This is a genomic window from Achromobacter sp. 18P8.1.1, from assembly GCF_057799415.1.
On the sequence record NZ_JBYOKH010000057.1, the window covers coordinates 19,370 to 44,230 of the forward strand.

Below are 24,861 nucleotides of genomic sequence, written 5' to 3' on the forward strand. Positions count from 1 at the left end.
GTTCTGGTGCATTTATCGCACCAGCATGGTGCGGAATTGTAGGGGCAAATTGTTGCCCTGCGCAAAGCCAGAAACGTCGCCATCACCTTGATATCTAAGCTCTTTTTAGGGTTATATATTGGGGACGTATAAAATCCTGGGAAACAGGGTTTGCAAGGGTAAAGGCGTGGTCCGAGGGAATTAGCCTTGTATTTACAGGGAAATTTAATATGTCCCCGTTTTATTGGGCGATACGTCAAGCCTGCGAAATGGCGCATCCCTCAGGAAATAAGGGGCTCGCGGCGGTATCCGTGTGTTCTGAGCCCCGTTCTTTCTCTTCTATATGTCCCCATTAATTATTTGAGAAAGATCACCTGAATTGGCGCGAAATCAAACCTGGACGACCGCCAGCGCGGCGCCCAATGCCATCAAGATGGCGCCAACCACCCGGTCAGCGGTGCGTTGGTGGTCCAGCAGCAGCCGGCGCAGGATGACCGACGACACCGACCACGCCACCACGCTGAACCACACCCAATGTGCGAAGGACATGAACAGCCCGTAGCCGAACTGCTGGGGCAACGGCGTGCCCGGCGCCACCACCTGCGTGTAGGTGCTGATGACGAACAGGGTGGTCTTGGGATTCAGCGCATTGGTCAGGAAGCCGCTGTACAGCGCCTGCCAGGCCGAAATGGGGGGGCGCGCCGACAGGTCCCGGCTGACCGGCGTGCGGTTGAAGAAGGTCTTCCAACCCATATAGACCAGATAGCAGGCGCCCGCCAGTTTGATGCCTTGCAACACGGGCTGCGCGTAATGGGCCAGCAAGCTCACGCCGAACATCGTATAGAACACGTGGACCTGCACGCCCAGGGCGATGCCGAGCGCACAGACAAGGCCCGTGCGCCGGCCGAACAGGTAGCTGTGTCGGGTCACCATTGCAAAGTCCGGCCCCGGACTGATGACGGCAAGGACGGTGATAAGGGCAACGGCGATCAGTTCGGTCATGGCAGCGGCGGCGGGAAAGGCGCGCAATAGAGGCTTTGGAATGGGCGCCCATTGTGTGGCGCTGGCGCAGCGATGAAAAACGATTTTTAATGCCTGATATCCGTTAGAAAAAATCACCTATTGCGATGAAAATTCCCCCGCTGGGATCCCTGCGTGTCTTCGATGCGGCGGCCCGTCATGAAGCCTTCGGTCGGGCGGCAGAAGAGTTGCACGTCACACACGGCGCGGTCAGCCGGCAGATCAAGCAACTGGAGCAGGCACTGGGGCTGGTCTTGTTCGAACGCCGGAATCGGGCTGTTTTTCTGACCGATGCCGGGCGCCAGTTGCTGGTTCTGACGCGCAGCCTGTTCGAGCAGTTGGCGGCTGGCTTGGCGCAACTGCGTCAACCTGCTGCCGACGCGCCGCTGGTGCTGTCATGCGAACCGACGATCGCCATGATGTGGCTGATTCCGCGCCTGCCCGATTTCCAGCGGGCGCATCCCGGCATCCAGGTGCATCTGTATGCGGCGGGCGGCCCCGTGGACTTCGCGGCGCAGGGCGTGGACGTGGCGCTGCGGCGCAACGATTTCGAATGGGACGCGGCCTTGCATGCCGAGCGCGTATGCGATGAATGGACGGGCCCGGTCTGCCGGCCGGGCGTGGCGGGCAGTCCCGGCGAGAAAGCCTGGAACGGTGCGGCGGCCTTAGGGAGCGCAACCCGGCCGGGCGCTTGGCGGCAATGGGCCCAGGCTTCGGGCCACAAGGCCCCGCGCAAGGCCGGACCCGTCTATGAACATTTCTATCTCAGCCTGCAGGCAGCCGCGGCTGGCTTGGGGCTGGCCATCGGCTCGGCGCTGATGGTACGGGACGCGTTGCGCGACCACCGGTTGGAGGCGCCTTGCGGATTCCACCGCGACGGTTCGGCGTACTTCCTGCTGTCGCCCCGCCCGTACGGGGACGATCCCCGGGCGGTGGCGTTTCTGGCATGGCTGCGCCAGGAGGCTGCGGCGTCGTTGCCGGATGCGGAGGGCAGCGACGCCGGGCCGGTTCAGAGCGTGGCGTCGTAGTCGATCGTCAGCGGCGCGTGGTCCGAGAAGCGCTCGTCCTTGTAGATGGCCACGTTACGGGCGCGGGCGGCGATGCCGGGGGTAGCGATCTGGTAATCGATACGCCACCCGACGTTCTTGGCCCAGGCCTGGCCGCGGTTGCTCCACCAGGTGTACTGGTCGGGCCGGTCGTCGATGGTGCGGAACACGTCCACGAAGCCGCGCTTGTCGAACACGTCGGTCAGCCAGGCGCGTTCCTCGGGCAGGAAACCGGAATTCTTCAGGTTGCCCTTCCAGTTCTTCAGGTCGATTTCCTTGTGCGCGATGTTCCAGTCGCCGCAGATGATGAACTCGCGGCCGGTGGTCTTGTGCTCGTGCATCAAGGCATCGATCCAGGGACCGAAGCGGTCCAGGAAACGGTACTTGGCTTGTTGCCGTTCGTCGCCGCTGGACCCCGAGGGCAGGTAGGCGCTGATCACCGACAGGTTCTTCCAGTCGGCGCGGATGATGCGGCCTTCGGGGTCGAATTCCTCGCAGTCCAGTCCGACATTCACACGTTCGGCGGCATCGCGCAGGTAGATGCCCACGCCGCTGTAGCCCTTCTTGACCGCGTGGTGGAAGTGGCCGGTATAGCCGGGCGGGTGGCGCAGGTCATCGGTCAGGTCCGCGTCGGCGATCTTGATTTCCTGAAGGCAAAGGACGTCTGCGGCATGCTTGTCCATCCAGGGTTGCAGGCCCTTGCGGAAGGCGGAACGGATGCCGTTGAGATTGATGGACGTGATGCGCAGCAAAGCGAGACTCCTGTAGAGCGGCCGTGGGGGCCGGAACAATGTCAGGAATTTAACCGACTCGGCGGCGGGGTCGGGCAATAGCCCTGACACCGGATAAAATGCCGGGGTTTGCCATCTACCGGATCCCCCTCGTATGCCCGCCGCCACCTCTTCCGCCACCTCCCTCGATTTTGTCCGCTTTGCCCTGAACGAAGGCGTGCTGCGCTTTGGCAGTTTCAAGGTTAAATCGGGCCGGATCAGCCCCTATTTCTTCAATGCCGGCCTGTTCAACAGCGGCGGTTCGGTCGGCAAGCTGGCGCAGTTCTACGCGCAGGCGCTGCTGGATTCGGGCGTGGAATTCGACATGCTGTTCGGCCCGGCATACAAGGGGATTCCGTTGGCGACCGCAACGGCCGTGGCGCTAGCCGGCCACCCGGCCATGCAAGGCCGCGGCGACGTGCCGTTTGCCTACAACCGCAAGGAAGCCAAGGACCACGGCGAAGGCGGCACCCTGGTCGGCGCACCGCTAAAGGGCAAGGTCGTCATCATTGACGACGTCATCACGGCAGGCACGTCGGTGCGCGAATCGGTGGAGATCATCCGCAGCGCGGGCGCCGAACCGGCCGCCGTGCTGATCGCCATGGACCGCATGGAACGCGCCGGCCCGGACGATGCGCTGTCGGCGCATTCGGCGGTGCAGGACGTGGCCAAGACCTACGGCATCCCGGTCGTGGCGATCGCGTCGCTGTCGGACATCATGGCTTTGTTGCAAGATGACGCATCGTTCGCTGAAAACCGCGACGCCGTGCAGGCGTACCGGACGAAGTACGGGGTGAAGTAAACAGGGGTGAGGCAAAGGGCTGGCGGGTGCGTGCCAGCCCGCTCAACCGTTGACCCTCCCCATTCTTCGCAAAAGAAAAGGCCGCGGCAATGTGCCGCGGCCTTTTATCCGTCTGATTCCCGAAGGAACTATCAGCTGTCGAGCTTCTGCTTGAGCAGGTCGTTCACTTGCTGCGGATTGGCCTTGCCGCGGGCGGCCTTCATGATCTGGCCCACCAGCGAGTTGAACGCCTTTTGCTTGCCGGCCCGGTACTCTTCCACGATGGCCGGGTTGGCGGCCAGCACCTCGTCGATCATGGCGCCGATGGCGCCTGTGTCGCTGATCTGCTTCAAGCCACGCGCGTCGATGATGGCGTCGGCGTCGCCGCCGTTCTCGCCTGCCCACATGGCGCCGAAGACTTCGCGGGCAATCTTGTTGGAGATCGTGCCGTCGATGATGCGGCCGATCAGCGCGGCCAGCGCCGGCGCCTGCACGGGCGAATCGGCGATGCTCTTTTCGTCCTTGTTCAAGGCGGCAGCGACTTCGCCCATGACCCAGTTGGCGGCCAGCTTGGCTTGACCCGCCGGCAGCGCGCGCGCCACGGCTTCGAAGTAGGCGGCCAGATCGCGGCTGACGGTCAGTTGGGCGGCGTCGTAGGCAGGCAGGCCGAATTCCGATTCGAAGCGGGCGCGCTGGGCGGCCGGCAGCTCGGGCATGGCGGCGCGCACTTCGTCGACCCAGGCGCTGGAGATCACGAGCGTGGGCAGGTCGGGGTCGGGGAAGTAGCGGTAGTCGTGCGCATCTTCCTTGCTGCGCATGCTGCGCGTTTCGTCGCGGTCGGCGTCGTACAGGCGCGTTTCCTGCACGACCGTGCCGCCGTCTTCGATCAGCTCGATCTGGCGGCGCGCTTCATAGACGATGGCGCGTTCCAGGAAGCGGAACGAGTTGACGTTCTTGATCTCGGTGCGGGTGCCGAATTCCTTCTGGCCGACCGGGCGCACCGACACGTTGGCGTCGCAGCGGAACGACCCTTCCTGCATGTTGCCGTCGCAGATGCCCAGCCAGACTACCAGGCTGTGCAGGGCGCGGGCATAGGACACGGCTTCGGCGGCCGAGCGCATTTCGGGCTCGGTCACGATTTCCAGCAGCGGGGTGCCGGCGCGGTTCAGGTCGATGCCGCTGGCAGGCGAGCCGTTGGCCAGCGTGAAGTCGTCGTGCAGCGATTTCCCGGCGTCTTCTTCCAGGTGGGCACGCGTCAGGTTGACGGTTTTTTCTTCTTCACCCACGAAGAACGACAGCGAACCACCCACGACCACCGGCAGCTCGTACTGGCTGATCTGGTAGCCCTTGGGCAGGTCGGGGTAGAAGTAGTTCTTGCGCGCAAAGACAGAACGCGGCGCGATCGTGGCGCCCACGGCCAGGCCGAATCGGATGGCGCGCTCGGCCGCGCCGCGGTTCATGACCGGCAGGCTGCCCGGCAACGCCAGGTCCACTTCGTTGGCATGCGTGTTGGGCGCGGCGCCGAATTCAGTGCTGCTGCCCGAAAAAATCTTGGAGCCGGTGGAAAGCTGGGTGTGCGTTTCCAGGCCGATTACGATTTCCCAGTTCATTATCTGTAGTTCCAATCAATAGTGCCGCGGCGGAGCGCGCCAGCGGCGCCGGGCCGCCCCAAGGCGCTGGCAGCCCCCGTGGGGGGCAGCGAACGGAGTGAGCGTGGGGGCACGCGACTTGCGCCGGGCCGCCCCAAGGCGCTGGCAGCCCCCGTGGGGGGCAGCGAACGGAGTGAGCGTGGGGGCCTCATCAGAGCGGGGACCGCGTATGCCAGTTGGTGACTTGTTGGTAGCGGTCGGCGATGGCCAACAGGCGGCCTTCGTCGAAGTAGTTGCCGATGATCTGCAGGCCGACCGGGCGGCCCGAGCCGAAGCCGCACGGGATCGACATTGCGGGCAGGCCGGCCAGGCTGACGCCCAGCGTGTAGACGTCGGCCAGCCAGTCGGCCGTCGGGTCGTCGCGGTTGTCGCCGATGTTCTTGGCGACCGTCGGGGTGACCGGACCCATGATCACGTCGCATTGGCCGGCGTAGGCGCGCTGGAAATCCTGCGCGATCAGGCGGCGCAGGCGCTGCGCTTGAAGGTAGTAGGCGTCGTAATAGCCGTGCGACAGCACGTAGGTGCCGATCAGGATGCGGCGCTTGACCTCGCTGCCGAAGCCTTCGGCGCGCGAGCGGCTGATCATCTCGGTGAGATCGCCGTACTGCTCGGTGCGGTGGCCGTAGCGCACGCCGTCGTAGCGGGCCAGGTTGCTGGACGCTTCCGCGGGGGCGATGACGTAGTAAGCGGGAATGGCCAGCTCGGTGCGCGGCAGCGACACCGGCACGCGCACGGCGCCCAGCGCTTCGAACTGGGCCAGGGCGGCTTCCACCGCCGCGGCCACGTCGGCGGCCAGGCCGGCGCCGAAATACTCTTGCGGCACGCCGATGCGCAGGCCCTTCAGGGGCTGGCTGCCGGCGGCGTCAAATGCGGCCTGGGCCGAATCGAAGTCGCGGCGGACGCGGCCCGGTTCGTTGACGGCGGCGTCGCACTTTTCCAGGCTGGTGGCGTCGCGCGGATCGAAGCCGCTGACGACATCCAGCAGTTCAAGCAGGTCGCGGCTGCTGGCGGCCAGCGGGCCTGCCTGGTCCAGGCTGGAGCCGAAGGCCACCATGCCATAGCGCGAGACAGTGCCGTAGGTCGGCTTGATGCCGCTCACGCCGCACAGGGCAGCGGGCTGGCGCACCGAACCGCCGGTGTCGGTGCCGGTGGCGGCGGACACCAGTCGGGCGGCGACGGCGGCGGCCGAACCGCCCGAGGAGCCACCCGGTACGGCGGCGTGGTCCCAGGGGTTCTTCACGGCGCCGTAGGCCGAGTTCTCGTTGCCGGAACCCATGGCGAATTCGTCGCAGTTCAGCTTGCCGATGGACACGGCGCCGGCCGCGCCCAGGCGTTCGACGACGGTGGCGTCGAACGGGCTGACATAACCTTCCAGCATCTTGCTGCCGGCGGTAGTGCGCCAGCCGCGGGTCACGAACGCGTCCTTGTGGGCGATGGGCACGCCGGCCAGCGGGCCTGCCGTACCATCGGCCAGAGCGGCGTCGGCGGCGCGGGCCTGCGCCAGCGTCAATTCAGCGTCAATATGTAAAAAGCAATTCAGTCCGCTGGCCGCATCGGCGGCCGCCAGGGCGCTTTGCGCCAGTTCCACGGCGCTGACCTGGCGTTGGGCGAGGGCCGCGCGCAAAGCGGCGATCCCCTCGAATTGGGTGTGCAAGGCGGGTTTCGTCATGGCTCAGTCCAGGACTTTAGGGACCAGGAACAAGCCTTCCTGGGCGTCGGGGGCGTTGGCCAGCAGCGCCTGGCGGCGGGCTTCCGAGCTGGCCTCGGTCACGGCGTCTTCACGCAGGCGCAGCACGATGTCCTCATGGGCGGACAGGGGGTGGGCCAGGGGTTCGACGCCTTGGGTGTCGACGGCCTGGAGCCGTTCGATCAGGTGGAGGATGCCGTTCAACTCGGCCTGCGCGACGGTGCGCTGGTCGGGGGTCAGTTCGATTCTGGCCAGCCGGGCAATGCGGGCCACATCTGTGTCATTAAGCGCCATAGGGATTGCAAAATCGATAAGCGAAGGCCGAAGGGCGGGACTGGGCAGTATGCATGCGCCAAACCCGTTACAAAGCTTGAATAGCCTGCATTTATGCGCTATTTCCGGTGAAATTATAAGTTATGATTCACGGTTTAATCGCCGTGATGACAGGCGGACCCGACGTTTTTCGGGCCAAACGCCCCACGGCATGAACCCAATTCCCCCCAGAATTTAGCTGAGCTCCCATGTTCGGATTCCTGCGCAGTTATTTTTCCAGCGATATGGCGATCGACCTCGGTACCGCCAATACGCTGATTTACGTCCGCGGCAAGGGCATCGTGCTCGATGAGCCCTCCGTGGTCGCAATCCGTCATGAAGGCGGGCCTCACGGCAAAAAGATCATCCAGGCCGTCGGCCACGAAGCCAAGCAGATGCTTGGCCGAGTTCCCGGCAATATCGAGGCCATTCGGCCCATGAAGGATGGCGTTATCGCCGACTTCACGGTCACCGAACAGATGCTCAAGCAATTCATCCGCATGGTGCACCCCCGCAACATGCTGGCGCCCAGTCCGCGCATTATCGTCTGCGTGCCCTGCGGCTCCACCCAGGTTGAACGTCGCGCCATCCGCGAATCGGCGTTGGGCGCGGGCGCGTCCCACGTCTTCCTGATCGAAGAACCCATGGCCGCGGCCATCGGCGCCGGCCTTGCCGTCTCCGACGCCAGCGGCTCCATGGTCGTCGACATCGGCGGCGGCACCACCGAGGTGGCGGTCATCTCGCTGGGCGGCATGGTCTACAAGGGTTCCGTGCGCGTCGGCGGCGACAAGTTCGACGAAGCCATCGTCAACTATATCCGCCGCAACTACGGCATGCTGATCGGCGAGCCCACCGCCGAACTGATCAAGAAGGAAATCGGGTCCGCATTCCCGGGTTCCGAAGTCCGCGAAATCGAAGTCAAGGGTCGCAATCTGGCCGAAGGCGTGCCGCGCAGCTTCACGGTCTCGTCCAACGAGATCCTGGAATCGCTGACCGACCCGCTGAACCAGATCGTGTCCGCGGTGAAGATCGCCCTTGAGCAGACCCCGCCCGAACTGGGCGCCGACATCACCGACAAGGGTATCGCCCTGACCGGCGGTGGCGCGCTGCTGCGCGATCTGGATCGCCTGCTCCAGGAAGAGACCGGCCTGCCCGTCGTGGTGGCCGACGATCCCCTGACCTGCGTCGTGCGCGGTTGCGGCGAAGCGCTGGAACACCTTGAGAAACTGGGCGCCATCTTCATCAACGACTAATACCGCCCGCCAGCCCGGAGCCCCGCCTTTTCACGGCTCCGGCCGCTGCGGGAGCGACGGACGCGGGTGCCCGGGCTGAGATTCATGCAACGACAAGGGACCCCCCCCCTATTCAGGCGCGGCCCACCTGCGGAGGTGCGGCTGGTCGTTCTGGTCGTCCTTGCTTTGGCCCTGATCATCATGGATTCGCAATGGCGCATGCTGGAACCGGCGCGCCGCGCGATGTCCGTGGCGCTTTACCCCTTCCAGCGTGCCGTCATGGCGCCGCGCGACCTCGTCCAGCAAGTCAATGAGTGGGTCAACGCGGCCAACCTCATCCGCAGCGAAAACGAAGCCTTGCAGCGCCAGCGCATCGAACTGGCCCAGGTGGCCAGCCATGCGGCGCAACTGGCCGCCGAAAATGCGCAACTGCGCCGCCTGCTGGGAGTGACCGACACCGTGGCGCAATCGGCCGTGGTGGTCGAAGTCATGTACGAACCCACCAACGCGTTCACCCAGCGGCTGGTGTTCAACAAAGGCAGCAAGGCCGGCCTGGCGCCGGGCATGCCCGTCATCGACGAAGGCGGCGTGGTCGGCCAGATCGTGCGCGTGACGCCGATGACGGCCGAAGCCGCCCTGGTGACGGACGAGCAGGTCTCCATCCCCGTCCAGTTGCTGCGCAACGGGCTGCGTCTGATCGCGTTCGGCGGCAATTCGCCGGGCAAGATGGAAGTCCGTTACCTTGCCGCCAATGCCGACATCAAGGAAGGCGATACTATCGTTACCAGCGGCGTCGGCGGTTTGTTCCCTGCCGGCCTGCCCGTGGCCAAAGTGACCTCGGTCGAACGCGACACCGCCTCCGGTTTCGCGCGCGCCGTGTGTGAACCGCTGGCCCACCCCGAACGCTATCGCCACTTCCTGGTCTTGCAGGTGGATGTGGCCCGCGCCGAGTCCAACCGTCAGGAGGTCGATTCCGGTGGATCGGACTAATCAATCGCAACCCAGGCGCCGCCTGGGTACCCCCAGCAACGTGCATCCCGACCGCCTGTCCGGTCCGGCCCACGGCGTTTTCGTCTGGGCTACGGTGCTGCTGGTGTGGCTGGTTTCGCTGCTGCCGTGGCGCTTGTGGCAGGGCGCACCCGACGTGCTGCTGCTGATCATCGCCTTCTGGTGCGTGCACGAGCCGCGCCGAGTGGGGCTCTTCACCGCGTTCTTCTTCGGCTTGCTGATGGACGTGCACGACGCGGGTCCGCTGGGCGAGCACGCCTTGTCGTACACGCTGGTCGCCTACGGCGCCGTGGTGCTGCATCGCCGCCTGCAACGGTTCGACCTTTGGAGCCAGGCGATGCATATGCTGCCTGTCTTCTTCATCGCCCGCTTCCTGACCCAGATCATCCACGCGTGGCTGGCCGGCAAATGGCCGGGCTGGGATTGGTGCATCAGCGTGGCCATCACGGCTGCCCTGTGGCCGTTGGCGGGCTGGGTCCTGCACTTGCCGCAGCGCGGTGCCGACGACGCCGAATCCTCCTCCGCCTGATGGCGGCGTCGCCTCATGTTTGAATTCAAGAAAACCGGCCAGCAGCAGAAGCAGCGCTTCCGCCTGCGCGCCTGGGTCGGCGGCGTGTTCGCCCTGGCGTGCTTCGGCGTGCTGGTGGGCCGGTTCTGGTATTTGCAGGTCGACCGCTACGAAGGCCTGTCCGAACGCGCCGACCGCAACCGCATCGCGGTCGTGCCGATCCCGCCGCGTCGCGGTGAGATCCTGGACCGCAACGGCGAAATCCTGGCGCGCAACTACCGTACCTACACGCTGGAAGTGGTGCCCGCCCACGCCGGCAATATGAACGAGCTCTTCGAGCGGCTGACCGAAGTCGTCTACATCAGCCCTACCGACCAGCGGCGCTTCAAGCGGCGCGCGGCGGAGTCCAGCCGCTACGCCAGCTTGCAACTGCGCAACAACCTGAATGAGACCGAGGCCGCGTGGTTCGCCGCGCACTCGTTCCAGTTCCCAGGCGTCGAGCTGCGTGCGCGCTGGGTGCGCGAGTACCCGCAGGGCCTGTCGGCCGCGCACGTGGTGGGCTACATCGGCCGCATCGCCGAAGGCGACAACGAGGAACTGGAACGCGCCGGGCAGTTGGGCAACTACCGCGGCACCGATGTCATCGGCAAGAAGGGCATCGAGAAGACCTGGGAAGAGCAACTGCACGGCCGTACCGGCCTGGAAGAGGTCGAAGTCACTGCCGGCGGGCGTCCCATGCGCACGCTGCGGCGGATCGACCCGGTGCCGGGATCGGACATCATGCTGTCCATCGACCTGGGCTTGCAGAAGGTGGCCGAAGAGGCCTTCGAGGGCCAGCGCGGCGCGCTCGTCGCGATTGACCCCGACACGGGTGAAGTCCTGGCCTTCGTGTCGCAACCGTCCTTCGACCCCAACCTGTTCGTGGACGGCATCGACGTGGACAACTGGCGGATGCTGAACGAGTCGCCGGACCACCCGCTGATCAACCGCCCGCTGTACGGCACCTACCCGATCGGTTCGACGTATAAGCCCTTCGTGGGCCTGGCCGCGCTGGAACTGGGCAAGCGCCGCGCGACTGACCGCATCTCCGACCCCGGCTATTACGAATTCGGCGGACAGAAATTCCGCAACGCGGGCGGCGCGGCCTACGGCATGACCGACATGCACAAGGCGATCGTGGTGTCGTCGGACACGTATTTCTATTCGCTGGGCCCCGAGATCGGCGTGAACGCGCTGCACGATTTCACCAAGCAGTTCGGTTTTGGCCAGATCACCGGCATCGACCTGGAAGGCGAAAAGCGCGGCGTGCTGCCGTCCACCGACTGGAAGCGTTCTGCCTACAAGGACAAGGACCGCCAGCGCTGGTATGCCGGCGAAACCATTTCGGTCGCCGTGGGCCAGGGCTACAACGCGTTTACCTTGCTGCAGCTGGCGCAGGGCACGTCGACGCTGGCCAACAATGGCCTGTATCGTCGGCCGCATCTGGTGCACGCGGTGCGCGACCCGCGCACGGGCGTGGCCAAGCCCACCGAGTCCGCACCCGATTACCGGATTCCGTTGAAGCAGGCCAACGTGGATGTCATCAAGAACGCGATGGGGGATGTGGTGCGGGCCGGCACGGCGCGGCGCGCCTTCGCCAACGCCCCGTACCAGGCCGCGGGTAAGACCGGCACGGCGCAGGTGTTCAGCCTGCGCGGCGGCCACTACCGCGCCAGCGCCATCGACGAACGCCTGCGCGACCACGCGCTGTTCATGGGATTTGCGCCGCTGGAGCATCCCCGCATCGCCGTGTCGCTGATCGTCGAGAACGCAGGCTGGGGCGCCAGCGTGGCCGCGCCCGTGGCGCGCAAGGTGTTCGACTACTGGTTGGCCAAAGACCGGCAGGACAAGATCGTGCGGCCGGAACGGGCCGATCCGCTGGCCTCTGTTGAATCCATTACTTCCGACGTGGTGCGCCAACAATGAAGCGCCTGGGCCTTATCCTGCTACGCGTGTTCACGGCGTTCGATTGGCCGCTGCTGGCGATCCTGATGATGTTCGCCGCGCTGGGCCTGACCGTCATGCATTCGGCGGTGGGCGGCACGGACTGGCGCTTCGCGGAGCAGTCACGCAATTTCATCATCGCGTTCTTCGCGATGTGGACGATGTCGCTGATCCCGCCCAAGTGGCTGATGAAGCTGGCCCTGCCGTTCTATGTGGTGGGCGTGGTGCTGCTGCTGGGCGTGGAGTTCTTCGGTGAAACCAGCAAGGGGGCGACCCGCTGGCTGAACCTGGGTGTGACGCGTATCCAGCCGTCCGAGATGATGAAGATCGCCGTGCCGATGATGCTGGCCTGGTACTTCCAGCGCCACGAAGGCGCGGTGCGCATCCGAGACTTCCTGGCGGCTGCCGCGATGCTGGCGGCGCCGTTCGGCCTGATCGTGCTGCAGCCCGACCTGGGCACGGCGCTGCTGGTGTTCGGCGCGGGTTTCTTCGTGATCTATTTCGCGGGCCTGTCGTTCAAGTTGCTGGTGCCGGTGATGCTGGCCGGCATCATCGCGATCGGCACGCTGGTGTATTACGAAGACCAGCTATGCGAGCCAGATGTGGACTGGGTGGTGCTGCACGACTACCAGAAGCACCGGGTTTGCACGCTGTTGAACCCCAGCTCCGATCCCTTGGGCAAGGGCTTCCATACGATCCAGTCGATGATCGCGGTGGGCTCGGGCGGCGTCTACGGCAAGGGCTACATGAAGGGCACGCAGACGCACCTGGACTTCATCCCCGAACGCACGACCGACTTCATCTTCGCGGTGTACGCCGAGGAATTCGGCCTGTACGGCGGTATCGCAATCCTGGTGCTGTACGGCCTGATGATGGCGCGCGGCCTGACGATCGCATCGCGCGCATCGTCGCAGTTCGGCCGCTTGCTGGCGGGGGCGCTGACGATGATGCTGTTCATCTATGTGTTCGTGAACGTGGGGATGGTGACAGGGATCCTGCCCGTCGTCGGCGTGCCGTTGCCGTTCATGAGTTACGGGGGGACGGCGTTGTTTACGATGGGGATCGCATTCGGGATCATGATGAGTATTAGCCGACATCGGTCGGTTAAGGCTTGATTGCTGTTTCGGGCGGGCTGGTGATTTCTTGAGGGGCTTTTGGTACTGCGGGTCGTGATTCGTCTTGCTGAGGATCGTGCTTCGTAGGTTGCCCGTCGGTGTGAGCGTCATGGCCACTCGCGCCCACGATTGCGGTCCGGCGCCCGGGCGCCGGACGTCCCCTTCGTCATCTTCGTTGTTGCCTACGGCAACTGCCTTCAGATTCCCTCGGGCGCATCGAGGTTGCTCGCGTCCATGTCGCCCACACCGACGGGCTCGCGCCGTCTTGGTTTGGTGCGGTGCTGGACCTGTGTTCAGTTTCGAGGTTTGCGTGGCCCGCCGATTGCGGCCGCGCGGGCGGCCGTAATCGGCTTACGTGCTGTGCGTCGTCGGGGAGGTGATCGCTTGCGCGCTTGCGTGGGGGGCGTGCTGATGGGTCCGCAATCACGTGGGGTGGGGTAGAGATGGGCGGCAAGCCGCCCATCCGGCAGCAGGGTTCAACTGACGAAGCTTGTAGGATGGGTGAAGCGCGGCTGGGCTTTTGGAAGAACGATTGCCTCGATCGCGCGTAACCCATCTGGGCATGCTTGATGATGGGTTACGTGCGCTGAACGCTCGTGTTCTTGACGGTGTCTGCACGCACTCCACCCATCCTACGAACGGCGAACAACTCCCCGGCCTACACGCGTAGCGGCTTGCTTCCGACGCAAGACACCGCGTAAGCCCCCAAAGGCCGCCCGGGCGGCCGGCCGGGGGCGGGCCCCGCAAGATATCTCTCACCCCAATACCGCGTGCAAGAACCCTAAGCACACGGCTCCCCCCAGTGGACGTCAGGTTGCAACTGCGCGAGCCCGTCGCGGCGGAGGCCTGCCGTGCGCGGGGCGTCGATAAGCCCGAGGGAATCTGAAGGCAGTTGCCGCAGGCAACAACGAAGATGACAAAGGGGAAGTCCGGAGCGAAGGCTCCGGACCGCAATCGTTGACCCGCGTACGGCAGGCCTCCGTCGTGACGGGCGTTCTAAGAACCAGCACCCGTCACTACGTACATAGCGTCAACCCGGTAACGCCTCCGGCACACCCAGGTCGGCTGCCAGCTTCTTCAAGCCATCCCAGATCCGGCTATCGAATTCCACCGAATCGGCATTCACCGCCCGGTTCCGGGCTTCGTATTCGCCCGGATACTGCACGGATTCCACGCCGGGTTGCGGCTTGCATGCGTGCAGGTAGTCGATGAACGCGCCGACTTCCATCGTTCGCCAGTCGGTGTTGAAGTCCACCTGGGGATCCAGCAGCAGCGCGAACATGTTGTTCGTCGCCACGCCGATGCGCGGGTGTTCGGGCTGGATCGTGCCGCCGCCGGACAGGACGCCTGCCAGCAGTTCGGCCACCAGCCCCAGCGCGTAGCCCTTGTGGCCGCCGAAAGGAAGCAGGGCGCCGGGCGGGTCGGTGAAAAGGGCGCCCGGGTCCGTCGTCGGGTTGCCGTCGGCGTCGATGAGAGATCCCGGGGGCGCTTGTTCCCCCTTGGCCGCCAGCACGCGCGCCTTGTTCACGGCGATGGAACTGGTGGCCATGTCCACGATGAAGGGCGGACGGCCGCCCGGCAGCGGGCCGGCGAAGCACAGCGGGTTCGTGGTCAGGCACGCCTGCGCGCCGCCGAACGGCGCCACGGTGGGCGAGCGGTTGATCACGTTGGTGAAGGCCAGCAGGATCAGGCCCTTGGCCGCCACCATTTCGCCGAAGTGGCCCATGCGGCCCAGGTGATGGCTGTGGCGCAGGGTCACGATGCATTGGCCGTGTTCCTGCGTGCGCTCGATGGCCTTTTCGATGACGACTTTGCCGACGTACTGGCCCAGGCCGTGGTGGCCGTCGTAGGCCAGCATGGCGCCGCGGTCGTTGACCAGTTCGGGCCGGCCGTCCGGCTTGGCCAGCTCTTCGGACAGCACGCGCCGGTAGTTCGTCAGGATAGACAGGCCATGGCTGGTGTAGCCCACCCGGTCGGACTCGACCAGGTGTTCGGCCACGTCGCGGGCGATGTCTTCGGGCACGCCTTGCGCCATCAGCACGCGGCGGCCGTATTCATTGGCTTGGGCAATGGAGAGTTTCATGATGCGTACTCCTTAGAGCCAGCCGAGCCAGCGCCAGTACGTCGCGCCCATCACCAGCATCAGCAGGTAGCCCACGATGGTGACGATGATGCCGACTTTGGCGAACTGCTTGGCGTTGAAGGTTTCCGTGCCCAGGCACACCATGTTCTGCGGCGCGTTGATGGGCAGGATGAAGCCGTAGCTGACGACGAAGCCCAGCAGCATCGTCATGCCCAGGCGGCTGAAGTCGCCCGGCAGCGTGGCCAGCACCGAGATCAGGATGGGCAGCATGGCCGAAGTCAGCGCGGTGGCGCTGGCGAAACCCAGGTGGATGACGATCAGGAACGCGGCAAGGATGGCGAAGATGGCCAGCGGTCCGAGGTGATCCAGCCCGGTGTGCGCCACGACCTGGTTGCCCAGCCATTGGCCCGCTTGCGTCGTCAGCAGGGCGGTGCCCAGGCTGATACCCACGCCGAACACGATCACCGTGCCCCATGGGATGCGCGATTGCACGTCTTTCCACGTCATCACGCCAAAGCGCGGCAGCATCAGCAGGACCAGGCCGAAGTAGGTGGTCGACGTGGTGTCGAACTTGTGCAGCTTGCCTTCAGTCGACCAGAACAGCAGCAGCATGACCGACACCGCCATCAGGCGCTTTTGCGCACCCGTCATGGGGCCCAGCTCAAGCAGCGACTTTTCGACCGCTTCCTTGCCTCCGGCGATGCTATCGCTTTCCGGCGGCAGCATCTTCAGCACCACGATGATCAGCACGGCCGACATGATCAGCGACCAGGGGGCGCCGGCGATCAGCCAGTCCGACCACGCCACGCGTTCGCCCAGCATCTTTTCCATGAAGCCGACCGTCAGCAGGTTCTGGGCGGCGGCCGTCTGGATGCCGACGTTCCAGATGCTGGTTGCTTGCGCCACGATGATCATGATGCCGGCGGCGATGTTCGAGCGCTTGTCCACGCCGAAAGCGGCGATGACACCCATCATGATGGGCACCACGGCGGCGCTGCGGGCGGTGGCGCTGGGCACGACCAGGCTCAGCACGATCGTCACGGCGATACATCCGATCAGGATGCGGCGCGTGCTGGTGCCGACCTTGGACAGGGTGACCAGCGCGATGCGCCGGTCCAGCCCGGTGAAGGTCATGGCGGCGGCAATGAACAAGGCGCCGGTGACCAGCGCCAGCGCCGAATTCGCAAAGCCGGTCAGCGCCATGCTGATGGCGGCCGACGTGCCGTACAGCACGTTCGGGTCTTTGATTGTCGGAGCCGTGCCCAACAGGAAAGCCATCAGCGTCGTGATCATGATCGCGCTGGCTTCGTAAGACACGGCTTCGGTAATCCAGACCACCACGGCAAACGCCAGGATCGCCAGCATGCGGTGTCCCGCGACCGGCAGGTCGGCGGGCAGGGGCATCATCAACACCCCGATCATCACCAGGATGCCGGCGACGAGTCCGATTGGGATTTTTGCTTTCTTTGGGGCTTGCGAGGCAGGGACAGCGGCTGGCGCGGTCATATCCATCTCCGGTTAAGGTCAAACTACCGACACACTCCCCGCGAGCACGGGTGATTCAATTCGATGTGTCGGTGCTACAGGATGATCGTGACGGCATTGAGGAAAACCCGTATTGATGTGGGTCAAACCGAAGAAGATTTGCGCTTGTGGAAAACCCACGTGGGGCATTATGCTCGTCCGCCCTCGCTGGTCGCAAGTCTAGGAATGTTGCATAAATGCACGCCAATTGTGCCGAGGCCGCGGCGATGGCCACGACATTCTTACGTTAATTCGTTCGTGTTATGGCGCAAATGCGCTATTCAACCCAGCGCCAGGCGCAGCTGCTCGTCCAGGTGCAGCGTGGGCGCCACGCGCCAGCCGCTCTGCGCATACCGCAGCCACCGTCCCAGCACCAAGTGCGTCAGCAGGCTGGCATGCGCGGCCACATTGGCGTCCGGCGGCAGGCCGCCGTCCGTGATGGCGATGCGCAGCGACTGCTTCAGCGACGTTTCGATGCGGTCATTGATGTGGTTGATGCGCTCTTGCAGCCGATTGTCTTCCGTGACCAGCGCGTCGCCGGTCAGCACCCGCGTCATGCCCTTGTTGCGTTCCGAGAAGGTCAGCAGCATGGAGACGGTCTTGTGCGCTTGCGGCACCCCATAGGGTTCGGCGACGGCAATCTGGTTCACCAGCGTGAAGATGCTGGTTTCGATGAATTCGATCAGCCCTTCGAACATCTGCGCCTTGCTGGCGAAGTGCCGGTAGAGCGCGGCTTCCGACACTTCCAGGCGCGCGGCCAGGGCGGCTGTGGTAATGCGGGCCGCATGCGGCTGCTCCAGCATCTCGGCCAGTGTCTGCAGAATCTGGGTCTTGCGCTCGCCGGGTTTGCTCGCCATGGAAGGGACTGCTCTCGCGCAGGCTTGACGGTGAAGGGGAGGGAGGAGCGCGCCGCTATCCCCGCAGGGGACGTCGGCGTAACAACAAATCACTGACGGAGTTTACCCGCAAGTCGACGTAGGCCGGACGATGCGAGCGGCCGCGGGAAAAGGGCGTGCCGGGGTGATAGACGTGCACGGTACGTACACCCGCCTGGCGCGCGCCGCGCAGGTTGGCCAGCGTGTCTTCCACCAGGACCGCGCGGTGGGCCGGCACGCCTTCGCGGGCCAGCACGTAGCGCAGCAGGGCGGGCGACGGCTTGGGGCGGAATTCGCCGTGCAGGCGCATGTGCTCGATGGCCCACAGGCTGTCGAACTGGTGCAGGATGCCCAGGCGGGACAGCACCGCGCGGGCGTAATGCAGCGGCGCGTTGGTCAGCAGCACCTTGCGGCCGGGCAGTTGCCGCAGCTTGTAGGCCAGCGCCTTTTCGGCGCGCACCAGCGGGTTGACGTCGAAGTCGTGGCTACGGTGCAGGAAGTCATGCGGGTTCACGCCGTGATGCCGAACCATGCCGATCATCGTGGCGCCGTAGCGCTTCCAGTACAGCCGTCGCACGTCGTTGGCCGTGTCGATGTCCACATTCAAGGCCTCGGCCACGGCCATCGTCATGCCGTGGTCGATCTTGGGGAAGATGGCGTGCGAGGTGTCGTGGAGCGTATTGTCCAGATCGAACAGCCACAGGCGTTCGGAAACGCCCGTGGCCGTTCGGCGCGAGCGGCGCACGCGCACCGCCGGCCGTAGCAATTGTCGGCGCGCCAGCATCAAAGACGCCACCGGAGAGACATGGCAAAGCCGACCCGATCCGGACCGCGCGGAGCCGGCTCCGCCGGTCCGCAGCGGCGCCCCCTGGCGGGAAGCGCGTAGCGCTGCGGGGAGGACATCAGTGCGAGCTGATCATCGTGCCGACGCCCTGGTCGGTCAGGATTTCCAGCAGCAGGCAGTGCGGCACGCGGCCGTCGACGATGTGCACGGAGTTCACGCCGTTCTTGGCGGCGTCCAGCGCCGACGAGATTTTGGGCAGCATGCCGCCCGAGATCGTGCCGTCCGCGAAGAGTTCGTCGATGGTCTGGGCGGACAGGCTGCGCAGCAGCTTGCCGGCCTTGTCCAGCACGCCCGGGGTGTTGGTCAGCATCAGCAGCTTTTCAGCGCCCAGCACTTCGGCCATCTTGCCGGCGACGACGTCGGCGTTGATGTTGTAGGCCGTGCCGTCTTCGCCATAGCCGATCGGCGAGATCACGGGGATGAACTGGTCGTCCTGCAATGCCTTCACGACGGCCGGCTCGACCAGCGTGATGTCGCCCACGAAGCCGATGTCGATCGGTTCGTTGGGGTTGTCCTTGTTGGCCATCAGCTTCTTCTGGGCCTGGATCAGGCCGCCGTCCTTGCCGGTCAGGCCCACGGCCTTGCCGCCGACTTCGTTGATCATCATGACGATGTCTTGCTGCACCTGGCCGCCCAGCACCCATTCGACCACTTCCATGGTCTCGGCATCGGTCACGCGCATGCCCTGGATGAAGGTGCCTTGCTTGCCGATGCGGCGCAACGCGTCGTCAATCTGCGGACCGCCGCCGTGGACGACCACCGGGTTCAGACCCACCAGCTTCAGCAGCACGACATCGTGCGCGAAGCTGCGCTGCAAGCGCTCTTCCGTCATGGCGTTGCCGCCGTACTTGACCACGATGGTCTTGCCGTGGAATCGTCGGATATACGGCAGTGCTTCAGACAGCACAGCGGCTTTGACAGCGGGGGACGAAACGGCAGCAGGGTCGGGGGTGTCGGTCATGGCAGCTAAGTCGGCAAAATAAGTATGAGAGGTTAGAAAAAATGCCTGCACAAAATCGCGTTCGGAACGCGGTAGCGCAAGCATACGACGGATTGTAGTACCCACGCGTTTCATATGCCTAAAACCTATGTCCATATGCCCGACAAATAACCGGCATTCAGGTAAATTGGGGGCGTTTTCGAGAACGTGGCGCCCCGCAAAAGGGGGCGAATCCGCATCCGGGTGGACATCGGCCCCCATTTTTATCCTTATAAGAGGCAACACATGCGTTTGAACTTCGTCCGCGCTGCCCTCGTGGCATCGGCCTTCCTGGTGGCAGCCAATGCCGCCCATGCTGAAAAAGTGGTGGTGGGCGCGACCCAGGTGCCGCATGCCGAGATCCTGGAAGTGGTGAAACCGCAGCTGGCCAAGCAGGGCGTCGAGCTCGACATCAAGGTGTTCAGCGACTATGTGCAGCCCAACCTGCAATTGGTCGACAAGCAGCTGGACGCCAACTTCTTCCAGCACAAGCCCTACCTGGATTCGTTCAACAAGGACCGCAAGGCCACGCTGGTGCCGGTGGCGCTGGTCCACGTCGAGCCCTTTGGCGGCTACTCCAAGAAGATCAAGAGCTTGGCCGAACTCAAGGACGGCGCCACCGTCGCCATCCCGAACGACCCGTCCAACGGCGGGCGCGCGCTGGTGCTGCTGCAAAAGCAGGGCGTGATCAAGCTGAAGGACCCGTCCAACATCCTGGCGACCGCCGCCGATGTGGTCGAGAACCCCAAGAAGCTGAAGTTCCGCGAGCTCGAAGCCGCGATGCTGCCGCGTTCGCTGGATGACGTGGACCTGGCGCTGATCAACACCAACTACGCGCTGGAAGCCGGGCTGGTGCCGACCAAGGACGCGCTGTTCATCGAAGGCGCCGATTCGCCCTACGCCAACATCCTGGTGACCCGCACGGACAACAAGGATGCGCCCGGCATCAAGAAGCTGGTCGATGCGCTGCACACCCCCGAAGTGAAGAAATTCATCCAGGAAAAGTACAAGGGCGCCGTGGTTCCGGCTTTCTAAGCCCGTTCTCCGCTGTCTACCGCAGGAACCGCCCGCTTGCCGGGCGGTTTTTCTTTGGACAGCGGCCGCCGGGCGGCAGAGTAACTGCCCTCGGCCTGGCGAAAAAAAACCGCCCAAAGGGCGGTCTTCTTAAACGGGCGATGCGGCGGGCATCAGCCTGCCGCCAGCGCCTTTTCCACGGTGGCGTGGAATTCGGCCACATCGTATTCGCCCAGATAGCGCTTGATGATGTGTCCCTGCTTGTCGATCAGGAACGCCGTGGGCGTCAGCCGGATGTCGCCGAAGGCGCGCGCGATGTCGCCTTTGGTGTCCAGCGCCACGGGGAAGGGCAGCTTGCGCTGTTCGGCGAAGTTCAGCACGAAGTTGGGCGGATCGTAATCCATGGCGACCGCCACGGCCTCGTAGCCCTTGGCGGCGTACTCTTTATAGGCGGCAATGGTTTCCGGCATCTGCTTCACGCAGGTCACACAGCTGGTTGCCCAGAACTTGACCAGCACGACCTTGCCGCGCAAGTCCTGCATCGAGAAGGTCTTGCCTTCCAGCGTGGTGAACGTGACGTCGGGCGCCGTCTGGGCGGGGCGCCAGACGAACCAGGCGCCGATGCCGACCGCGACCAGCACGGCCAGGGCTACGATGGCTTTTTTCATTTGATGGGCATCGCTTCAACGCCATTGCTCGTGCCGGCCGCGTTGTTATCGCTGGGTGCTGCGCCGGTGCCGCTTTGAATGGGCGCTTTGGTTTCGGTGGAGGCGTCTCGGGTGCTGCTGTTGGACAGCCGGATCGCTTCCTCGCGGCTGATGGTTTCGAACAGTTTAACCACCTTGGCGACGCCGCCGACATCGGCGGTGGCGTTGGCGGCGTACTCGCCCTCGGCCTGGGTGACCTTGCCCATCAGGTAGACGACGCTGTGGTCGGTCGTCAGCGCGATGGTGCCGGACGGCACGTACTTGGTGTTGATCAGCGCGGTCTTCACCTTGGAGGTGAGCCAGGTGTCGTTCGAACGGGTGCCGAACGAAGCGATGGGGCCCACATTCAGCTGGTTGATGACCTGTTTGACGTTCTCGACGCCTTGCGCGATGGCGGTCGCCTGGGATTTGGCTTCCTCGGTGGGGACGTCGCCCGTCAGCAGCAGGTGGCCGCCGTAAGCCATGGCGTTGACGCGCGCGGTATCGCCCAATTTCTGCGAGATCTGGCTTTGCGCCTTGAAGGCCATGTTCTGGTCTTCAAGCTGGATGCCTGACGTGCGGCGGTCCGTGACCACGACCGCCGTGGTGGCGGCGGCGCCGCCTACGATCAGCGGTGCGCAGGCCGTCAGCGAGAGCGCCGCGGTGGACAGTGCGGCCGCGAGCATCAGGGGGCGGACTGCGGTTCTGACGTCAGAAATCATTCGGTGTCTCCAAGCAGAAGAGCGTCGATGCCGTCGCACAGTGCGTGCAGCAGCAGAATATGGACTTCCTGGATCCGCATCGTGCGATCGCTGGGAACACATAGATGGACGTCCATCGGCGTAATGAGTTCCCCCATGACGCCGCCGCCCTTGCCCGTCAGGGCAAGAACATGCATTTCGCGCGCACTGGCGGCTTCCATGGCGCGGACCACGTTGGGGGAATTGCCGCTGGTGGAGATCGCCACCAGGACGTCGCCGGCCTGGCCGAAGGCGTTGACCTGGCGCTCGTAGATTTCGTCGAAGCCGTAGTCGTTGCCGACGGCGGTGAGGATCGCGGTGTCCGTATTGAGCGCGATGCCCGCCAGCGGCAGGCGTTCGCGTTCGAAGCGGCCTACCAGTTCGGCGATGAAATGCTGCGCGTCCGCGGCGGATCCGCCGTTGCCGCAAGCCAGAATCTTGCCGTTGTTCGCCAGGGCGCCGAATAGCACGTCCACCGCCACTGCCAGCGGTTCGGCCAGGACGTTCATACTTTGTTCGCACGCAGCCATGGCGTCGCGAAAGTGCGACGTCATACGAGAGGTCATATCCATGGGCGCGATTATCTCACGGGGCGGTCGCGCTGTTCTGTCGATGCGTAACGACGTTGCGGCAGGGCGTTACGGGGGCGCCAGGCCGGTGGCGGGACGCGCCAGGCGGCAAGCGCAATCAGGGCAGCAGGAACGCGCCGCGCAGCCATTGCGGCTGGCCGGCGTCGAACACCACGGCATCAAAGCGCGCCGCCGGCTGCCTTCCCTGCCAGTGGCGCCGGGCCAGTTCCGGCAGCCATTGCGCCGCGGCGCGGGCCAGCCGGGCCTGCTTGTCGCGGCCGATGCTGGCCGCCGCACCGCCAAAGCGCGTGCGTCCCCGTGCCCGGACTTCAACGAAGACCAGCGTGTCGCCGTCCCGCATGGCCAGGTCGATCTCGCCCGCCCGCGTCCACAGGTTGCGGGCCAGCAGCACCAGGCCTTGGGCCTGCAGCAGGCGCAGTGCGGCGTCTTCGTGCTGGTCGCCGCGGCGTTGCATGGGCGATCGGCGCGGGGGCGTGTCCTCGGGGGCTGCGCGCTGCCGGACGCGGCGGCGGCGCTTGTCGGCCCGGCGGCGGGCCGCCAGCGCCAGTTCACAGGCCAGGCGCAGCGTGTCGTCCGTCATGGGGGGCTTCCGAAATAGGCGGGCATTGGCGGCTACACTGACATGGTTTTCCGTGTCAGTAGGCTGCAATGAATCAAAATGTCTCACCCCCGCCTGCCGGCGATGCCTGGAGCCGCGTTGCCGAACGCGTAGCCGGGCAGCATTGGCCCGCGTCGACCTTGTACGTGGTGGCCACGCCGATCGGCAATCTGGGCGACTTGGGGCTGCGCGCCTGGCATGCCCTGCAACGCGCCGATGTCATCGCGGCCGAAGACACGCGCGCCAGCCGTACCTTGCTGGACGCCTGGGGCGTCAGCACGCCGCTGATGGCGGCCCACCGTCACAACGAGGCCGCCGCCGCCCAAGCCATTTGTGAACGCCTGGCCCAGGGCCAGCGCGTGGCACTGGTGTCCGATGCGGGCGCGCCCGCCGTCAGCGATCCGGGCGCCCGCGTAGTGCGCGCCGTGCGCGAGGCTGGTTTCACCGTCGTGCCGGTGCCGGGTCCCAGTGCGGTGATCGCAGCCTTGATGGGCAGCGGCGTCACCACCGACGAAAACCCGGCCTATGCCTTCGCCGGCTTCCCGCCGCCCAAGGCCGTGGCCCGCCAGCGCTGGCTGCGCTCGTGGTGCGCCTTGCCTGCGCCTGTCGTCATGTTCGAATCGCCGCACCGGTTGGCCGCCACGCTGGCCGACCTGCTGGAAGTCTGCGGCCCCGACCGCCAACTGACCGTGGCGCGCGAACTCACCAAACGGTTCGAAGAAATCGCCACCATTACGCTGGGCGAAGCCGCGGCCTGGCTGGCGGCCGACTCGCATCGCGAACAAGGCGAATTCGTGCTGATCGCGCACGCCCAGGCCGGACAGAACGTCGACGAGGAAGCCGACCCGCGCACCGACGTGCTGCTGGACGCGCTGCTGGAATCGATGTCCGTGCGCGACGCCGCCCGCGTGGCCGCCAAGGTCACGGGCGTGGCCCGCGACGTGTTGTACAACCGGGCGCTGGCCCGCAAGAAGTCGTCGGAGTAAGGCATGGTGTATTCAACGGTCGTGTCGAACAAACCCGCCGACCCCCTCGAACCGATCGCTTACCGCGACATGGCCACGCCGCTGGGCGAACTGCGCCTGGTGGCCAGCCCCAAGGGCCTGCGCGGCGCGTGGTTCACCGATCAGGAATTGCTGCCCTCGGCCGAAGGCTGGACGCATACGGAAACCGATCCCATCCTGGAACAGGCGCGGCGCGAGCTGGAAGAGTGGTTCGCGGGCAAGCGCCAGGGTTTCGACGTGGCGCTGGACCCGGTCGGCACGACGTTCCAGCACAAGGTCTGGCATGCGTTGTGTGCTCTGGATTTCGGCAAGCTCGCCAGCTATGGCGACCTGGCGCGCACCGTGGGGCGGCCCAAGGGCGCCCAGGCGGTCGGTGGCGCGGTCGGCCGCAATCCGATCATCATCATCATCCCCTGTCACCGCGTGATCGGGGCCGATACCTCGCTGACGGGATTCGGCGGCGGGTTGCCGCGCAAGCAGGCGCTGCTGGCGCACGAAGGCAATCGGTACGTCAGCCGCAACGCGCGGGCGCGCCGCGTCTGCGACGGACAGGCCGAATTACCCTGGTAGGCATAGCGGCTGACGCGGGCGGGCCCGTCGCTTATTGCGTGGCGATGCTCGGCAGGATGCCGATGCGGTCCGAGACCAGCTGCACGGCGTTCATGGCGCTTTGCCGATCGGGGTAGGGCCCGATCCTGACCCGGTACAGGTTGTTGGACTGCTCTACCTGGGCGGGCGGTGCGCCCGCTGCGCCCAACTGTGAATTGATGCGGGCGACGAGCGACTGCGCGTTGGCCGGCTGGCTGAACGCGCCGACTTGCAGATACACTGTGC

25 protein-coding genes are annotated in these 24,861 nt (G+C 65.2%); 10 read left to right on the forward strand and 15 right to left on the reverse strand.

Annotated elements, in window-relative coordinates; translation table 11 throughout:
* Window positions 1–369 precede the first annotated feature (369 nt).
* Window positions 370–981 (reverse strand): LysE family translocator, encoded by a 612-nt coding sequence (locus AC27VE_RS26340; protein WP_488705419.1) that lies wholly within the window; start codon window positions 979–981, stop codon window positions 370–372.
* A gap of 125 nt (window positions 982–1,106) precedes the next feature.
* Between AC27VE_RS26340 and AC27VE_RS26345 the strand changes: the two genes are divergently transcribed.
* Window positions 1,107–2,027 (forward strand): LysR substrate-binding domain-containing protein, encoded by a 921-nt coding sequence (locus AC27VE_RS26345; protein ID WP_488705420.1) that lies wholly within the window; start codon window positions 1,107–1,109, stop codon window positions 2,025–2,027.
* Here AC27VE_RS26345 and AC27VE_RS26350 read toward each other — a convergent pair.
* Entirely contained in the window at window positions 2,009–2,797 is a 789-nt protein-coding gene (locus tag AC27VE_RS26350; RefSeq protein WP_006224753.1) for an exodeoxyribonuclease III, read from the reverse strand. The two genes, AC27VE_RS26345 and AC27VE_RS26350, sit on opposite strands and share 19 nt — an antisense overlap.
* Before the next feature lie 133 nt (window positions 2,798–2,930).
* Here AC27VE_RS26350 and pyrE point away from each other — a divergent pair, with 133 nt between their 5' ends.
* On the forward strand, window positions 2,931–3,617 hold the full coding sequence (pyrE, locus tag AC27VE_RS26355) for an orotate phosphoribosyltransferase (RefSeq protein WP_006224752.1): 687 nt from the start codon (window positions 2,931–2,933) through the stop codon (window positions 3,615–3,617).
* Window positions 3,618–3,748: 131 nt separating this feature from the next.
* Here the strand turns inward: pyrE and gatB are convergent, their stop codons facing one another.
* The 3 genes from gatB to gatC form a co-directional block, all read right to left on the reverse strand.
* On the reverse strand, window positions 3,749–5,206 hold the full coding sequence (gene gatB, locus AC27VE_RS26360; protein ID WP_006224751.1) for an Asp-tRNA(Asn)/Glu-tRNA(Gln) amidotransferase subunit GatB: 1,458 nt from the start codon (window positions 5,204–5,206) through the stop codon (window positions 3,749–3,751).
* A gap of 190 nt (window positions 5,207–5,396) precedes the next feature.
* Complete coding sequence (gene gatA / locus AC27VE_RS26365) at window positions 5,397–6,914, reverse strand: Asp-tRNA(Asn)/Glu-tRNA(Gln) amidotransferase subunit GatA (RefSeq protein WP_488705421.1); 1,518 nt, start codon at window positions 6,912–6,914, stop codon at window positions 5,397–5,399.
* A gap of 3 nt (window positions 6,915–6,917) precedes the next feature.
* The gene (gene gatC / locus AC27VE_RS26370) at window positions 6,918–7,226 is read right to left on the reverse strand and encodes an Asp-tRNA(Asn)/Glu-tRNA(Gln) amidotransferase subunit GatC (protein ID WP_006224749.1); all 309 of its coding nucleotides are present in this window, start codon (window positions 7,224–7,226) and stop codon (window positions 6,918–6,920) included.
* Between the two features lie 227 nt (window positions 7,227–7,453).
* On the opposite strand from gatC, the gene AC27VE_RS26375 reads away from it, so the two are divergent.
* The 5 genes from AC27VE_RS26375 to rodA all read left to right on the forward strand — a co-directional run bounded on the left by AC27VE_RS26375 (window position 7,454) and on the right by rodA (window position 13,090).
* Complete coding sequence (locus AC27VE_RS26375) at window positions 7,454–8,497, forward strand: rod shape-determining protein (RefSeq protein WP_006216320.1); 1,044 nt, start codon at window positions 7,454–7,456, stop codon at window positions 8,495–8,497.
* An 84-nt stretch (window positions 8,498–8,581) separates the two neighbouring features.
* A complete protein-coding gene (gene mreC, locus AC27VE_RS26380) occupies window positions 8,582–9,466 on the forward strand; it encodes a rod shape-determining protein MreC (protein ID WP_035213078.1) in 885 nt (294 codons plus the stop codon).
* Complete coding sequence (gene mreD, locus AC27VE_RS26385; protein ID WP_035213076.1) at window positions 9,453–10,013, forward strand: rod shape-determining protein MreD; 561 nt, start codon at window positions 9,453–9,455, stop codon at window positions 10,011–10,013. Before mreC ends, mreD begins: the two co-directional genes overlap by 14 nt.
* Before the next feature lie 15 nt (window positions 10,014–10,028).
* Window positions 10,029–11,957, forward strand: coding sequence for a penicillin-binding protein 2 (mrdA, locus tag AC27VE_RS26390; protein ID WP_427962267.1), 1,929 nt, complete (start codon window positions 10,029–10,031; stop codon window positions 11,955–11,957).
* The gene (gene rodA / locus AC27VE_RS26395) at window positions 11,954–13,090 is read left to right on the forward strand and encodes a rod shape-determining protein RodA (protein WP_006224745.1); all 1,137 of its coding nucleotides are present in this window, start codon (window positions 11,954–11,956) and stop codon (window positions 13,088–13,090) included. Before mrdA ends, rodA begins: the two co-directional genes overlap by 4 nt.
* A gap of 1,030 nt (window positions 13,091–14,120) precedes the next feature.
* Here rodA and AC27VE_RS26400 read toward each other — a convergent pair.
* The 5 genes from AC27VE_RS26400 to argB all read right to left on the reverse strand — a co-directional run bounded on the left by AC27VE_RS26400 (window position 14,121) and on the right by argB (window position 19,377).
* Complete coding sequence (locus tag AC27VE_RS26400; protein WP_488705422.1) at window positions 14,121–15,173, reverse strand: Ldh family oxidoreductase; 1,053 nt, start codon at window positions 15,171–15,173, stop codon at window positions 14,121–14,123.
* Between the two features lie 12 nt (window positions 15,174–15,185).
* Window positions 15,186–16,679: a DASS family sodium-coupled anion symporter gene (locus AC27VE_RS26405; RefSeq protein WP_035213074.1), complete on the reverse strand. Its 1,494-nt coding sequence runs from the start codon at window positions 16,677–16,679 to the stop codon at window positions 15,186–15,188.
* Window positions 16,680–16,978: 299 nt separating this feature from the next.
* The gene (gene slmA, locus AC27VE_RS26410) at window positions 16,979–17,554 is read right to left on the reverse strand and encodes a nucleoid occlusion factor SlmA (RefSeq protein ID WP_088588688.1); all 576 of its coding nucleotides are present in this window, start codon (window positions 17,552–17,554) and stop codon (window positions 16,979–16,981) included.
* Window positions 17,555–17,609: 55 nt separating this feature from the next.
* Entirely contained in the window at window positions 17,610–18,356 is a 747-nt protein-coding gene (locus AC27VE_RS26415; RefSeq protein ID WP_488705423.1) for a pyrimidine 5'-nucleotidase, read from the reverse strand.
* 118 nt (window positions 18,357–18,474) lie between these two features.
* Window positions 18,475–19,377, reverse strand: a complete 903-nt coding sequence (argB, locus tag AC27VE_RS26420) for an acetylglutamate kinase (protein ID WP_006224740.1) — start codon at window positions 19,375–19,377, stop codon at window positions 18,475–18,477.
* A gap of 264 nt (window positions 19,378–19,641) precedes the next feature.
* Here argB and AC27VE_RS26425 point away from each other — a divergent pair, with 264 nt between their 5' ends.
* On the forward strand, window positions 19,642–20,430 hold the full coding sequence (locus tag AC27VE_RS26425; protein WP_006224739.1) for a MetQ/NlpA family ABC transporter substrate-binding protein: 789 nt from the start codon (window positions 19,642–19,644) through the stop codon (window positions 20,428–20,430).
* A 152-nt stretch (window positions 20,431–20,582) separates the two neighbouring features.
* Here the strand turns inward: AC27VE_RS26425 and AC27VE_RS26430 are convergent, their stop codons facing one another.
* From AC27VE_RS26430 to AC27VE_RS26445, 4 genes are all read right to left on the reverse strand, one after another.
* Complete coding sequence (locus AC27VE_RS26430) at window positions 20,583–21,077, reverse strand: peroxiredoxin family protein (RefSeq protein ID WP_006224738.1); 495 nt, start codon at window positions 21,075–21,077, stop codon at window positions 20,583–20,585.
* Entirely contained in the window at window positions 21,074–21,817 is a 744-nt protein-coding gene (locus tag AC27VE_RS26435) for a BON domain-containing protein (protein ID WP_488705424.1), read from the reverse strand. The genes AC27VE_RS26430 and AC27VE_RS26435 overlap by 4 nt, the downstream gene beginning before the upstream one ends.
* On the reverse strand, window positions 21,814–22,407 hold the full coding sequence (locus AC27VE_RS26440) for a phosphoheptose isomerase (protein WP_006224736.1): 594 nt from the start codon (window positions 22,405–22,407) through the stop codon (window positions 21,814–21,816). The genes AC27VE_RS26435 and AC27VE_RS26440 overlap by 4 nt, the downstream gene beginning before the upstream one ends.
* A 115-nt stretch (window positions 22,408–22,522) precedes the next feature.
* On the reverse strand, window positions 22,523–23,005 hold the full coding sequence (locus AC27VE_RS26445; protein WP_488705425.1) for a YraN family protein: 483 nt from the start codon (window positions 23,003–23,005) through the stop codon (window positions 22,523–22,525).
* Window positions 23,006–23,073: 68 nt separating this feature from the next.
* On the opposite strand from AC27VE_RS26445, the gene rsmI reads away from it, so the two are divergent.
* Together rsmI and AC27VE_RS26455 are read left to right on the forward strand one after the other, a co-directional pair.
* On the forward strand, window positions 23,074–24,009 hold the full coding sequence (gene rsmI, locus AC27VE_RS26450; RefSeq protein ID WP_488705426.1) for a 16S rRNA (cytidine(1402)-2'-O)-methyltransferase: 936 nt from the start codon (window positions 23,074–23,076) through the stop codon (window positions 24,007–24,009).
* A 3-nt stretch (window positions 24,010–24,012) separates the two neighbouring features.
* Window positions 24,013–24,597: a methylated-DNA--[protein]-cysteine S-methyltransferase gene (locus tag AC27VE_RS26455; protein WP_006224733.1), complete on the forward strand. Its 585-nt coding sequence runs from the start codon at window positions 24,013–24,015 to the stop codon at window positions 24,595–24,597.
* A 31-nt stretch (window positions 24,598–24,628) separates the two neighbouring features.
* Here the strand turns inward: AC27VE_RS26455 and AC27VE_RS26460 are convergent.
* Window positions 24,629–24,861, reverse strand: a 233-nt coding sequence (locus AC27VE_RS26460; RefSeq protein WP_488705427.1) for an SPOR domain-containing protein, incomplete at its 5' end; no start/stop codon positions are given.